The sequence below is a fragment of the Leclercia sp. Marseille-Q4284 genome, assembly GCF_916618945.1.
Taxonomy (GTDB): domain Bacteria; phylum Pseudomonadota; class Gammaproteobacteria; order Enterobacterales; family Enterobacteriaceae; genus Enterobacter; species Enterobacter tamurae.
In genome coordinates this window covers 469,127-483,302 of the sequence record NZ_CAKAKG010000001.1, presented here as the reverse complement: position 1 = coordinate 483,302, position 14,176 = coordinate 469,127, and the positions used below count along the sequence as shown (strand labels likewise).

The following is a 14,176-nucleotide window of genomic DNA, read 5'->3' as shown; positions in this document are numbered from 1 at the left end:
ATGAAAGCCCGCATATGCGGGCTTTGTTTTTAGGCCTTAAGGCAGCAGGCTGTGGTGCACCTTAATCACCGCTTTTTTCACCCTCCCCGGCTGGGTGACGTAGCAGCCAGGTTTATGCGGCTCTCCCGGCATAAAGACCGCAAACATTCCCGGGGTTAACGTCAGGGAGTGTTCATTCTCAATGCGCTGGCAAAGCTGATAATCCTCCTCCTCGTGCCATGTACCGCACTCCCGCGCGCTCCCCGCCAGCCCGTAATAAATCCGCTCTTCACCTTCCAGCAGGATCTGAATATCGATGTAGCGGCGATGCAGCTCGGCGTGTTTCTCTTCCGCACCTTGCGTCGCAAACGCCATCACATTGACAAATACCGTCTCCCCCTGCAGCGGATAGCTTCCCGGTGCAAGGTCCGCGATCCCGGCGCTCAGCGCCTGGTCGATAGCCTGACAGAACGTCGCCGGCAGCCCGGCCGCCTGAAGCTGCCTGATATCACCCACAATCATTGTAAATGTCCTTGTGCCCATAATGCCGCGCCCAGCAGTCCTGCGTTGCTCTGATGACGGGCGGAACAGAGTTCGGTCTGGTACGCAGAGGGTTCCTGCGCCAGGTAGTGTTGTACCTGCGGGAGATAACCCTCGGCCAGCCCGATGCTGCCGCCAACCACCACCCGCTGGCAGTCGGTCAGGGCTTTCAGATCCGCAATCAACCGCGCCAGGGTTCTGGCGGAACGCGCAATCAGCGCCACCGCCTGGGCATTACCCCGGGCGGCGTGAGCGAATATGGCTTTCGCATCCAGCCCCGCCAGCTCCCCTTGTGCGGCCGCGGCGATCCCCCGCCCCGAGGCGATGGCCTCCACGCAGCCGGTTCGTCCGCAGCCGCAGCGCGGCCCGTTCGGGTCGGCAAGGGTGTGGCCGCAGTGGCCAGCCAGCCCGCCGGAGCCAGTCACCAGCCTGCCGTTCTGGATCACCCCTCCCCCGACCCCGGTCGAGACGGTGATGAATACCATGTCGCGGATGGCGGGCGGCATCTGCTGATACTCGGCCAGCGCCGCGGCCTGGGCATCGTTCAGGGCCACGCCGGGGAGCCCGGTCAGGGCGGATAAACAGTCCACCAGCGGGAAGTGGGAAAGCCCCCCGAGGTTGGACGGATTGATCGCGGTTAATACCCCGTTCTGAATAATCCCGGTCGAGGCGACGGCAAAGTGCTGCGCCCGCGAAGAGAGCGGCATCACCAGCTCGCGCAGCGCGGCCTCCAGCGCATCCGGGGTCTGGCTGGCGGGTGTCGGGATCTCCCGGCGGGCGATAATCTGCAGGGCGCTGTCCACCAGCGCCGCGGCGAGCTTGGTCCCGCCGATATCAATGGCGAGCGCGATCATCTTGACGCTCTCTGTAATGCATCTGACGCGATCAGGGCCCCGCTAAAGGGTTTGCCGTCGATGGTGTCGTGGGTACGCAGGGCTTCAGGATGCAGCCAGCGCTGCACGCGGGACGGCATATCAAAGCCAATCAGCAGGATGACGACAAAGGTCAGGCCGAACGAGAGCGAACAGAGCGCGGTGCCCAGATCCAGCCGCTGGGCGATAAAGGCCCCCAGCACCGGGGCTAACGCGCCACCCAGCGCACCGACGTTATAGGTAAAGCCAAGCCCGGCCGCGCGCTGTTCGGTATCAAAGTAGCCGCCGATCAGTTTGGGCAGGATGCCGGAGATCCCCTGTCCGAACAGCTGCTGGAAGAAGAGCAGCAGACCCAGCACCCAGACGCTGCTCCCGCCGATGGCGAACACCGGAATGATCAGCAACTGCGAGGCCAGCAGGCTCCAGACATAGGCTTTCCGCGTGCCTAACCAGTCCCCGAGGAAGCCCCCTGCGCAGCAGCCCGCGGCGGAGCCAAAGCCGCTGAAGAACAGCACCTGCGCAACGGTGGCGGGATCGTACGCCAGATCGGTTTTCAGATAGGTAGGCAACAGGGCCTGAATGGGCCAGGAGTAGAGGAAGGCAAACAGCACTACCACCATCAGGGTGACGCCGGTCGGCCAGCGTTTACCGTTGCTCTGCACCATAAAGCTGACAAAGATCCCCGCGCACAGCAGGCCGAGCACGGCGACAATCGCAGCGCTCTCCAGCTGGCCTGCGAAGCAGAACCACAGGGAGACTGCCGCCACCAGCGTCATGGCGATATTGATGACCCGATGTTCGCCGCGATAGAGAATGTCCACCATGGTTTTAACCGGGGTTTTGCTCTGCTGCTTCTCCTTCCAGTCTTCAGCTTCAGGAATATTTTTACGCAGCCACAGGGCAAAGATAATCGGCAGAATGCCGATGAAGAACAGCGCCCGCCAGCCCCACTCCGGCACCACCAGGCTGTAGACCTGAGCCGCCACCACCGCGCCGACAGAGAAGCCGGAGATCAGGAAACCGCTGGCTTTATTACGCAGGTGTTTCGGCCAGCTTTCGATCACATAGGTCGCGCTGGAGCCGTACTCCCCTGCCATCCCCATGCCGATCACCAGACGGGCGATAAACATGGTGGTGTACCCCTGGGCCAGGCCGCACGCCAGGGTGCCGACGGAGAACAGCACAATACTGCTGACCATCGCCAGGCGGCGACCGTAGCGATCGCCCATCGCGCCCAGCATCAGGCCGCCAAACCAGCGGGAGATAAAGGCGGCGGAGATCAGGCTCGCGGCGTGCAGGGTGGTCAGGCCGAATTCGGTTTTTATATCGGTGAGTACGAGGGCGATCAGAACAAAATCAAAACCATCAAGAACGTAACCGACCCAGGCGGCAGAAAACGCACGCCACTGTTGACGGCTGAGGCAACGATACCACGGGACATTTTGTGTCATTGTATTCATGTCAGTCTCCGCAATGGGTAAACCCATACGCTGTTTTTGTAGGGTACAGCTTGAGTGATGCCGGACAGGCCCGGCATCAGACGTTGTCTTAACCTTGTTCTTTTTCGTGCTGGAGCTGTTGCGCTAAGGCCCGCAGCTCAGGCAGGTATTTTTCATCGACCGGCGCAAACGGCTTGCGGCACAGCGGCACCTCAATCACGTCCATGTAGTGCAGTACCGTTTTCAGGCCGCGGAACACGCCGACCTTGATCAGCAGGTCGATAACCTCATTACATTTTGTCTGCAGCGCCTGGGCGGTGGCGATATCCCCTTCTTTCAGGGCTTTAACGATCCCCTGATACCGCCAGCCCATGATGTTGTACGTGCTACCGATCCCGCCATCCGCCCCAGCCAGCAGGCCGGAGGCGAAGATCTCGTCGTAGCCGTTGTAGAGCACCAGATCCGGGTGCGCCCGGCGGATCTGCTCCATCTGGAAGAGATCGCCGGAGGTCTGTTTCAGGGCGCCCACGCCCGGCAGGGTCACCAGGGTGTTGATCTGATCCAGAGAGAGTTTCACTCCGCTGAGGGCCGGAATGTTGTACACCACCATCGGCAACCCTTGTGCAGAATCAATGATCCCCCGGTAGTGATAGCAGTGTTCCTCAAAGCTGAACGGGTAGTAGAACGGCGTTACGGCAGAGACGGCGTCATAGCCAAAACGGCTGGCGGCCCGGGCGAGCTGCTGGCTCTCGTGGGTGCTGACGGTGCCGACATGAGCAATCAGGGTGATTTTTCCTTTCGCCTCTTCGGCAACGATCTCAAGCACTTCCTGGCGCTCAGCGCTGCTTTGCACAAAGGCTTCGCCGGTGGAACCCCCGACATACAGGCCGTCCACGCCCTGAGCAATGTTGAACCGCACCAGCTGGCGCAGGCTTTGGGTATCCAGCTGCTGCTGGTGATTAAACGGTGTAAGCAGAGCGGGCATAACCCCTTTCAGCGTAACTGACATAGTAACCTCGATAGGTGATGATGATGTTATGACTGTAGACCTTTATACCTGTTATACCAGCAAGGCCGAAACAAACATCAACGAAATGCGCAGAACGCGATCCAGTTCACTAAACGATCGTGGGGCTACTTGCGGCGCTTTTTATTCTGATCGAAGGCGTGCCAGGTGGCGAAAACGCTGGTGAGGTGCGCCTGTAAAGCCTGTTCAGCCGCATCGGGATCCTGACTGCGGATCGCCTTAAAGATGGCGATATGCTGTTGATAACTGGTGTTATTATGCTCACGCAGCGCCTGCTCAGGTACCGCAGGACGGGCGGCGATCAGCCAGTCGATCAGGGCCACGTGGATGGCCATAAAGATAGGGTTATCCGGGATCTCCGCCAGCACGCGATGAAACTCGACGTCAGAGCGGATAAAGAGCGCATTGTCATCCAGCGACTGGCTGTTCAGCTCCAGCGCTTTTTCCAGCAGAGCAATTTGCGCCTCGCTGGCATGCTGGGCGGCATGGCGTACCAGGCTGGATTCAAAAAACAGGCGCAGCTGTTCGAAGTGGGCAATCCCGCCCGGATGAGCCAGAAAATCCTTCGCCATGCCGGAGAGCTCGCTGATGATGGTATCCGCAGACGGACGCGAAATGCGGGCGCGCTCGCCGTTCTGGATCTGCACCAGCCCTTTGCGTTTTAACGCCGCCAGCGCTTCGCGCACCGAAGGCCGCCCGACGTTAAAAAAGGCCATCAGCTCTCGTTCAGAGGGCAGCTGCTCCCCTTCGGCAAACTCACGACGACGGATCATCTGCTCCAGCTCTTCTTCCACCATCTCTGACAATTTTTTGCGCGCCAGCGGACGACGGCGTAATGCACGCCCAATGGTTTCCGGGGAGGTTTCTGCCTGTTTTTCGCGGGACAAAGTCATAGACGTTACATCGTAAGAAGTTGAGTTAAAGAGTTCTTTATCATACCACAGGCATTACCGCCAGGTGAGAGGCGAACGGACGCACTACACGCTGAATAATTATCAATTACAAAAACGATTACATATTCTCTGATATTTACTGGCCATTATTAATTTTGACCAACCGTTCAACTATTCCTTCGCAGGGTAATATTATTGTTCCCGCCCCAGGAATTTAAAAAAATAAATTCGCCTGCTAAATAATTTTCCCATTCAACAAAAACAGCCACAAAAATAATTTCGAAAATATAGACAGCGCCCTTCTAATTGTACAACTCTGCAAAAATGGCGTAGAAAAAATAATAACCGCGCCTCTGAGTGCTCATAAGAAAGTATTATTGTGGGAAGATAAAGACACTCCATAGTTATCACAATAGCGAGACAGTAACATGTGATAACACTTTTAAACATTCGTTAAGCCCCGCTAAAACCTTGTCATGCCTGTGGCCCTGGCCCTTTGAATGCCTGTGCGCATTTAAAGCGTCGAGTCCGTCAGTGATTTTATTTATCGCTCCACAGGAGGGATAAATAAACTTACCCAAAATTCACCCCGGCAACCCCGGTAATAACGGGGAAAGGGCACTGTCATTAACGACTTAACACGGAGCGCATTAATGCAATCACCGACCCTGGATTAATCCCGTACGACCCGGCACCTCCTTTTCGCACAATTTTTAAACAGCGAAAAAGAATGATGATAGCGATTCAAGATTGAGGTAATTAATTATGGCCGAACAATATGATTTTACTGTCACGCTGCATGACCTCGAATTTATTCTCAAGCAGATCAAGATCTCCGAATCCGCCACGAATGCCGATGGCACCGTCAACGGCGACGCGCTGCGCGACGCGGTAGGTGACCCGCTGCTGCCGTACGGCATTCGTACCGTGGACGGCTCCTGGAACAACCTGTTACCGGGTCAGGAGATGTACGGTGCTGCCGATCAGACCATGCCCCGTCTGGTGCCGCTGGATCTGGAAGCCATTCAAAACAATCCAGAACTGGCAAAATATCTGAGTACCTCCGGCCCTAACGGCGTGGTGACCGATTCCGACCCGCGTACCATCAGTAATATTATTTCCGACCAGAGCAGCAATAACCCGGCGGCAGTGGATGCGGCGGAGGGATTAAAAGACGCCCCCGGGGGCGGCACCAGCGAGAACGGCAGCCTCTCCATCCCTAACCTCTCCCCGGATGTCGGCCTGTCGCCCGCCTTCAACGGCTGGATGACCTTCTTCGGCCAGTTCTTCGACCACGGTCTGGATCTGATCCCCAAAGAGGGCAACGGGATCGTCTTTATCCCGCTGATGCCTGACGATCCGCTGTACAAAGAGGGCTCCCCGACCAACTTCATGATCCTCACCCGGGCCAAAGTGGATGCCACCCACAATACGGTGAACACCACCACCCCGTGGATCGATCAGAACCAGACCTACACCTCTCATCCGTCGCATCAGATCTTCCTGCGCGAATACACCTTCATCGATGGCAAACCCGAGCCAACCGGCAATCTGCTGGATGGCGCGCACGGGATCGCCACCTGGGGTGAGGTCAAAGCCCATGCCCTGCAATTCCTCGGCATTCAGCTGACCGATGCGGATGTTTTCAACGTGCCGCTGCTGGCGACCGACCGCTACGGCAACCTGATGTTAAGCGCGAACGGGAAAGTGCAGATTGTCACCCTTCACGGCCTGGTGGAGGCCAACGGCGGCTTGCTGCCGTCAGACACCCTGCGCACCGGCCATGCTTTCCTCGATGATATCGCCCACACGGCGGTGCCGAAAGTTGACGCCAACGGCGTCCTGCTGGCCGATGCCAACGATGTGATTGGCGGGGCACCGGAAGCCGGTACCTACGATAACGAACTGCTCGATCGCCACTTCATCACCGGTGATGGCCGCGGCAACGAGAACGTCGGCTTAACCGCGGTGCACTCGGTGTTCCACGACGAACATAACCGTCTGGTAGAGCAGTACAAAGCCACCATTCTGGGGTCGGGTGATGTCAGCGTGATCAACCAGTGGCTGATGCCGAACCACCAAATCACCGAGATCCCGGCAGACACCAGCACCCTGGTGTGGAACGGCGAATACCTGTTCCAGGCCGGGCGTTTTACCACCGAGATGGAATACCAGCACCTGGTATTTGAAGAGTTCGCCCGCGCCGTGCAACCGGCGGTCGACCCGTTTGTCTTCTCGAACACCGCCGACATCAACCCGGCGATCTTCGCGGAGTTCGCCCACGTGGTCTACCGCTTCGGCCACTCGATGCTCACTGAGAGCGTCGATCGTATCGGCATAGATATGGCCAGTGACGACCTCGGACTCATTCAGGCCTTCCTTAACCCACTGGCCTTCGATAACGACGGCTCAATGGAAAGTCATGCCGCCATCGGTGCGATTGTGCGTGGGATGACTCGTCAGGTGGGGAACGAAATCGATGAGTTTCTGACCGGGGCACTGCGTAATAACCTGGTCGGTCTGCCGCTGGATTTAGGTGCGCTCAACATCGCCCGCGGTCGCGACACCTTTATGCCCACCCTCAATCAGGCCCGTGCGCAATTCTTCGAACTGACGGGTAACAGCGAGTTGAAGCCCTATGAGAGCTGGGCTGACTTTGCTGTTTACCTGAAAAATACCGCCTCGATCCTCAACTTTATGGCCGCCTACGGGCAGCATCAGTTGATCCTTGACGCCACCACCATCGAAGGTAAACGCGCCGCGGTAGATTTCCTGCTGTTTGGTGATGCCAACGACGCGCGGCGTGCCGACGCGTTTGACTTCTTCAACAGCACGGGCGCATGGGCTAACAAAGAAACCGGCCTGAACATGGTCGACTTCTGGATTGGCGGCCTGGCAGAGCGGAAAAATGAGTTCGGCGGCATGCTCGGCTCCACCTTCAACTTCGTCTTTGAGACCCAGATGGAGATGCTGCAGGACGGGGACCGCTTCTACTACCTGAGCCGTACCCAGGGCCTGAACATGCTTACCCAACTGGAGGCCAACTCGTTTGCCGCCCTGGTCATGCGTAACAGCGACCTCGGCAATGAAGGCTCCTCTCACGTGCATGCGAAACTGTTCATGACCCCGGATCATATTCTGGAAGTGAACACCGGGGTACAGATTGGCGCTGACCCTAAATGGGGTAATGCGCTCAAAGACCTGCTCACCCCGCTGGTGGTGCGCAAAGCGGCCGGGGCGGACATCGACGGCGATGGCAAGGCGGATGGCGCTTACCTGAAATACATCGGCGACGGGCACGTGGTGCTGGGCGGCTCTGCCGGTAACGATACCTTAATCGGCGGCAAAGGCATCGACAGCCTGTGGGGCGACGGCGGTAACGACCGTCTCGACGGCGGTGATGAAGCGGATACCGTGCACGGTGGCGACGGGGACGACATCATCACCGACACCGGGACCCCGGTAGGCGACGCCGACTTCCTGCACGGCGATGCCGGGAACGACGTCATCTTCTCCGGCAACGGTAACGACCTCAGCTTCGGCGGCAGCGGACAGGACTTTATTGTCGTCGGCGAAGATGCCCAGGAGGTGTTTGGCGGCCTGGGCAATGACTTCATCATGGGCGGTTCCGGGGCCGACGCCCTACTGGGCAACGAAGGCGACGACTGGCTTGAGGGCGGCGACGGCTTTGACTCCCTGACGGGCGAAAACTCCGAGCTGTTCTTCAACAGTACCATTGTCGGTCACGACGTGCTGAACGGTCAGGGGAACGATACTGACTACGACGGCGAAGCGGGCGATGACATCATGGTGCAGGGGGCGGGCATCCAGCGTAACAACGGGATGGCGGGCTTCGACTGGGCGATCCATAAGGGCGACGTTGTCGGCGCCAACTCTGACCTCGGCATTCCGATCTTCGTTAACCAGCAGGAATTTATCCTGCGGGATCGCTTCGACCTGGTGGAGGGGCTGTCGGGCTGGAAATTTAATGATGTACTCACCGGGACCGATCAGCCGCTTGGCACCGCCCCGGTTCAGGGAACGCCACTCTCCAACAACCTCACCCTCGACGGGGTAGCACGCATCAACGGCCTCGATAAGGTGGTCGGCAGCAATCTCATCAATGGCGCCGTAGATGGCGTGGTGCTGAACCCGGACAACGGCGCGGACATTATTCTCGGCGGCGGCGGCAGCGACCGCATCATGGGTAAAGCGGGGAATGACATCATCGATGGCGATGCCTGGCTGAACGTACGTATCGAAGTGCGCGACGCACAGGGTGGCGTCATCAAAAGTGTCGACAGCATGAAAGAACTCAATGCCGACATGCTGAACCGCGTGATCAACCCGGGCCAGCTGCACATCGTGCGTGAGATCCTCAATGACGGTAACAATGGCGAAACCGACATTGCGCTCTACCGCGACGTCAACGGTAACTACAACTTTACCCGCAACGCCGACGGCAGCCTGACGGTCAACCACGCCACCGTCTCCGCCAACCTGCCTTTAGGTGACGGCACCGACCGCCTGCTGAATATCGAAAAACTGGAGTTTGGCGACAACACCCAGCTGTGGGTGACATCGCAAAAAGCCACCGGCAGCGTCGACATCAGCAACAAAGCCCCTGGCGTGGGCGATCTGCTCCGGGTCAGCACCGCTAACCTGGCGGATGGCAATGGTCTGGCGAACAACCTGCCGATCACCTACACCTGGCAGGCGCTGATTGGCGGCCAGTGGCGCGACCAGGCCACCGGCACCGAATTCCGGGTGGGCAATAACCTCTTTGGCGCGCAGCTGCGGGTCACCGCCAGCTTCAACGACCGAATGGGCGATGCGGAATCCCTGGTGTCGGCGATCACCGGCACGGTAGGACCACGGGATCAACCGACTCGCGGCGCGCCGGTAGTCAGCGATCTGACGCCAACCCGCACCCTGGCCCTGACGGCTGACGTCTCGGGTATTACCGATGGCGATGGCCTGACCAACGGTAACAACTTCCGCTACCAGTGGCAGATGAGTTCGGGTCTGGGCTTCATCAACATTGCCGGGGCCACGGCGGCCACCTTTACCCCAACCCAGACGACGGTAGAGCGGCAGCTGCGGGTGGTGGTGACGGTGACCGACGATGAGGGCAACCCGTCGGTCACCCTGACCTCAGCCCCGACCCAGCTGGTCGGTAATCTGCTGACCGGTACTAACGGGGCGAACACCCTGTTCGGCACATCCGGCAGCGACTACATCGACGGCGGCGCGGGTAACGATACCCTGCTCGGTCTGGCAGGTGACGACGTGCTGATCGGCGGGACGGGCAATGACGATCTGGACGGCGGCGTGGGTGCTGACCAGATGGCGGGCGGCGTCGGCAATGACACCTATCACGTGGATAACCTGGGTGATGTGATCACGGAAGGCGCCAACGCCGGGACCGATCTCGTTGAGGTCACTGCCGCCAGCTACGTGATGGCCGACAACCTTGAAAACCTGACCTATAGCGGAACCGGCAACTTCAACGGCACCGGTAACGCGCTGGCCAACACCATGACCGGCGGCAGAGGTAACGACACCCTCAACGGGATGGACGGTGACGATACCCTGTTCGGTCTGGCCGGGAACGACACCCTGATCGGCGGAAACGGTAACGACGGTCTCGACGGCGGCCAGGGTGCTGACGCCATGACCGGGGGTCTCGGAAACGACACCTATACCGTGGATAACGCGGGCGATACGGTGGTGGAAGGGGTCAACGGCGGGACCGATACCGTCCGGGTGAGTCTCAACACTTATACGTTGACCCAGGATGTCGAGGTCCTGACCTTTACCGGCAACGGCGGCTTCACCGGGACCGGTAACGCCCTGGGGAACACCCTCACCGGCGGCACCGGGGTGGATCGCCTGAACGGCGCGGGCGGGAATGACACCCTCACCGGCGCAGGGGGCAACGACTTCTTTATCTTCGGGACCAACTTCGGGCAGGACATCATTACCGACTTCGACAGTAACCCGACCGGCGGTCAGGATCTGATCAACCTGCAGGCACGGGGCATTACTGCCGCGAACTTCAACAGCAACATCACGATGACCACCAGCGGGACGTCGACGGTCCTGAACTTCGCCAACGGCGACAAAATCACGTTACTGAATACGGCGGTCAACGCGATTCAGTTGACGGATTTCCAGCTGGGTTAAGTGCCACGGTCATCGATAACACGACTTCATTGATTTAATAAGGAGCACCCTATGCCGCGCCAGTATAAGTCAACAGAACTGAAAAAAGCCCTCAAGGGGACCAGGCCTGCCTTTATTACCCTGCTGTTTTTTGGCAGCGTGATAAATATGCTTATGCTGGCGCCGGCAATTTATATGCTACAGGTGTACGACCGGGTTCTGGCCAGCCAGAACACCACCACCCTGCTGATGCTAACGCTGCTGATCGTTGGGTTATATATCGTTATCGGGATGATTGAGTTCGCCCGCTCCAGCGTGATGATCCGGCTGGGCAACCGTCTGGACGTGAAGTTAAATCAGCTGGTCTTTAATGCCGCCTTTAAGCGCAAAATTGCGACGGGGGATAATAACCCGGCGCAGGCGCTGAACGAGCTGGCGCAGATCCGCCAGATCCTCTCCGGCAACAGTCTGTTTGCGCTGCTCGATATTCCCTGGACGCCCTTCTATTTATTAGTGGCGTTCCTCGTCCATCCCCTGCTGGGTTATCTGTCGCTCGGCGGGATCGTGATTTTACTCTGCCTGACGCTGCTCACGGAGCTCTCCACCAAAACGCCGATTCAGCAGGCGCAAATGCTGAGCGTCAGCAACTCGATCATCCTCAACAAGCAGCTGCAGAACTCCGACACCATCGAAGCCATGGGGATGCTTGCCACCCTGAAAAAGCACTGGCTGGAAGGCCATACCAAAGTGATGGTGCTCCAGACCCACATTGCCGATAAATCGGCGGTCTACAGCAGCCTGAGCCGGTTTGTCCGCGTCCTGCTGCAATCCGTGTCGCTGGGGGCCGGTGCCCTGCTGGTGATCGCCGGTGAAATCACCCCCGGGCTGATGATTGCCGCCTCGATTATCCTCGGCCGCGTGCTGAGCCCGGTGGAGCAGATCATCAGCAGCTGGAAGCAGTTCGTGCAGTTCCGCAGCGGCTGGAAACAGCTCACCCACCTGCTGGAGGAGTACCCGGCCTCTAAAGCGATCCTCACCCTGCCGACCCCGAAAGGCGTCATCAGCGTCGAAGGGGTGTTTGCCGCTCCTCCGGGGCAGAAAGCTGCCACCCTGCGCAACATTTCGTTCCAGCTCGAACAGGGCGAAGTGCTGGGGATCATCGGCCCTTCCGCCTCCGGTAAGAGCTCGCTGGCGAAGCTGCTGGTGGGCGTATGGCAGCCGCTGGCCGGAAAAGTGCGGCTGGATGGGGCTGACATCTGCCAGTGGGATAAAACCCTGCTCGGCCCGTCGATGGGCTATCTGCCCCAGGACGTGGAGCTGTTTGACGGCAGCATCGCCCAGAACATCGCCCGCTTTGGCGAGGCCAACAGCGAGCTGATTGTGGCCGCAGCGCAGCTGGCCGGGGTTCACGAGATGATTTTACGCCTGCCGCAGGGCTACGACACCCGGCTTGGCGCCAGTGGCCATCAGCTCTCCGGCGGCCAGCGCCAGCGCATCGGCCTGGCCCGGGCGGTCTACAACAACCCGGCCTTTATCGTCCTCGATGAGCCCAACGCCAACCTCGACGACGCCGGGGAGATGGCGTTGCTCAAGGCCATCAACGCCCTGCGCGCCCAGGGGCAAACGGTGGTGCTGATCTCCCATCGTCCAACCCTGCTGGGGGTGGTGAATAAAGTGCTGCTGATTAACGAAGGTGCGGTTCAGGCCTTCGGCCCGCGCGAGCAGGTGTTTGCCAACCTGCGCCAGGCCAACATGCTGAAATCGGTCCCCGTCGCACCCGCCGCCGTTAGCGAGCCGCCTGTTGAAACCCATCAAACTCCACGTGAGGCATTATCATGAACAACAACAATAAAAGTCCCGAAATGCCAGACGCCGACCTTGTCGATACCAATATCTGGCCGCCGTTGATTCGTGGCCTGGCGGTGATCCTGATCGCGGTCGGCGGGTTTTTACTCTGGGCGGTGAAGGCGCCGCTGGATGCCGGGGTGGTGGCCGACGGGACGGTGACGGTCTCCAGCAACCGCAAAACCATCCAGCACTTAAGCGGTGGCCGGGTGACCGACATCTTTATGAAGGAAGGGGAAGCGGTGAAGAAGAACCAGGTATTAATGCGCCTGGATACCCTGCAGCTGGATATGCGCTACAGCGCGTTAAGCGCCCAGTATATCTCCGCCAAAACCAGCGAAGACCGGCTGCTGGCGGAACGCAACGGCGCGGCGAGCATCACCTTCAGCGAAACCCTGCTCAAAAACTTCGCCAACAATAAACGCCTGGCGGAGAGCCAGCAGCTGCAGGCCAAACTGTTCGAGACCCGCCGCAAAAATATTCAGGATGAGCTGTCGATGATCGGCGAGTCTCTTGACGGACTGGTGGGGCAGATCGAGAACCTGAATAAGATTAAAGGCTACCGGGAGCATCAGTTCACGCTGATCAACCGGGAGCTGGGGGCTATCCGGGCGCTGAGCGAGAAGAACTACTACCCCAAAGCCCAGCTGATGGTGCTGGAGCGCGAGGCGGCGGAGATCTCCAGTACCATCTCGGAGGATATTCTCAATATCGCCAAACTGAAGTCGCAGCAAAACGAACTGCGGATCAAAGCCTACCAGGTGCAGCACCAGTACCAGCGGGAGGTGGAGTCTGAATTAACGGATAAGCAAAAAGAGGTGGCGATGCTGGAGGACGAACTGCAGTCGACCCGCCACGAGCTGGATAACACCGTGATCCGCTCGCCTATCGACGGCATCGTGCTGGATGTCAAAGTCAGCACCGTGGGTGGGGTGATCCAGCCCGGCGAACACCTGATGGATATTGTCGCCGCCGGACAGCCGCTGCAAATCGACGCCAAAATCCCGGTGCAGGCGATCGATAAAATGGCCCCGGGGCTGACCGTCGACGTGATGTTCCCGGCCCTCAACCACGCCCTGCTGCCGACGGTGCCGGCCCGGGTGCTGACCGTCTCGGCCGACCGCCTGACCGACAAAGTGACCCAGCAGCCCTACTACCTGGCCGAAGTGCAGGTCTCCCCGGAGGGGGTGCGCCTGCTGCGCGATCACAAGATAAAAGCCGGGATGCCCGCCAGTGTGACGATTAAAACCGGGGAGCGCACCTTCCTGAGCTACCTGTTTAAACCGCTGATGGCCCGCCTGGAGCTGGCGTTTAAGGAGATTTGACGGGGTCACATGCTGGTGTTGTCACTTCGGTGCGGCCTTTCTGCCCGGCGGCGCTTCGCTTGCCGGGCCTACTGTTCGTAGGCCGGGTAAG

At 59.1% G+C, this 14,176-nt stretch carries 8 protein-coding genes; 3 read left to right on the top strand and 5 right to left on the bottom strand.

The genetic code is table 11. The annotated features are described in order from the left end of the window. Positions 1-36: 36 nt before the first annotated feature. The 5 genes from nanQ to nanR form a co-directional block, all read right to left on the bottom strand. The gene (gene nanQ / locus LG383_RS02210; RefSeq protein WP_225758252.1) at positions 37-501 is read right to left on the bottom strand and encodes an N-acetylneuraminate anomerase; all 465 of its coding nucleotides are present in this window, start codon (positions 499-501) and stop codon (positions 37-39) included. After that, positions 498-1,373, bottom strand: a complete 876-nt coding sequence (locus tag LG383_RS02205) for an N-acetylmannosamine kinase (RefSeq protein WP_225758251.1) — start codon at positions 1,371-1,373, stop codon at positions 498-500. Before LG383_RS02205 ends, nanQ begins: the two co-directional genes overlap by 4 nt. After that, positions 1,370-2,851 carry an MFS transporter gene (locus tag LG383_RS02200; protein WP_225758250.1) on the bottom strand — a complete coding sequence of 494 codons (1,482 nt, stop codon included), beginning with the start codon at positions 2,849-2,851 and terminating at the stop codon, positions 1,370-1,372. Before LG383_RS02200 ends, LG383_RS02205 begins: the two co-directional genes overlap by 4 nt. An 88-nt stretch (positions 2,852-2,939) precedes the next feature. Further along, a complete protein-coding gene (gene nanA, locus LG383_RS02195; RefSeq protein ID WP_225758249.1) occupies positions 2,940-3,839 on the bottom strand; it encodes an N-acetylneuraminate lyase in 900 nt (299 codons plus the stop codon). 125 nt (positions 3,840-3,964) lie between these two features. Next, positions 3,965-4,750, bottom strand: a complete 786-nt coding sequence (gene nanR / locus LG383_RS02190; protein WP_106994981.1) for a transcriptional regulator NanR — start codon at positions 4,748-4,750, stop codon at positions 3,965-3,967. A 765-nt stretch (positions 4,751-5,515) separates the two neighbouring features. On the opposite strand from nanR, the gene LG383_RS02185 reads away from it, so the two are divergent. From LG383_RS02185 to LG383_RS02175, 3 genes are read left to right on the top strand one after another with little or no spacing between them, the layout of a single operon-like run. Further along, positions 5,516-10,936 carry a peroxidase family protein gene (locus LG383_RS02185; protein ID WP_225758248.1) on the top strand — a complete coding sequence of 1,807 codons (5,421 nt, stop codon included), beginning with the start codon at positions 5,516-5,518 and terminating at the stop codon, positions 10,934-10,936. 51 nt (positions 10,937-10,987) lie between these two features. Beyond that, positions 10,988-12,754 (top strand): type I secretion system permease/ATPase, encoded by a 1,767-nt coding sequence (locus LG383_RS02180; protein ID WP_166183479.1) that lies wholly within the window; start codon positions 10,988-10,990, stop codon positions 12,752-12,754. Continuing rightward, on the top strand, positions 12,751-14,085 hold the full coding sequence (locus LG383_RS02175) for an HlyD family type I secretion periplasmic adaptor subunit (RefSeq protein ID WP_225758247.1): 1,335 nt from the start codon (positions 12,751-12,753) through the stop codon (positions 14,083-14,085). The genes LG383_RS02180 and LG383_RS02175 overlap by 4 nt, the downstream gene beginning before the upstream one ends. Positions 14,086-14,176 lie beyond the last annotated feature (91 nt).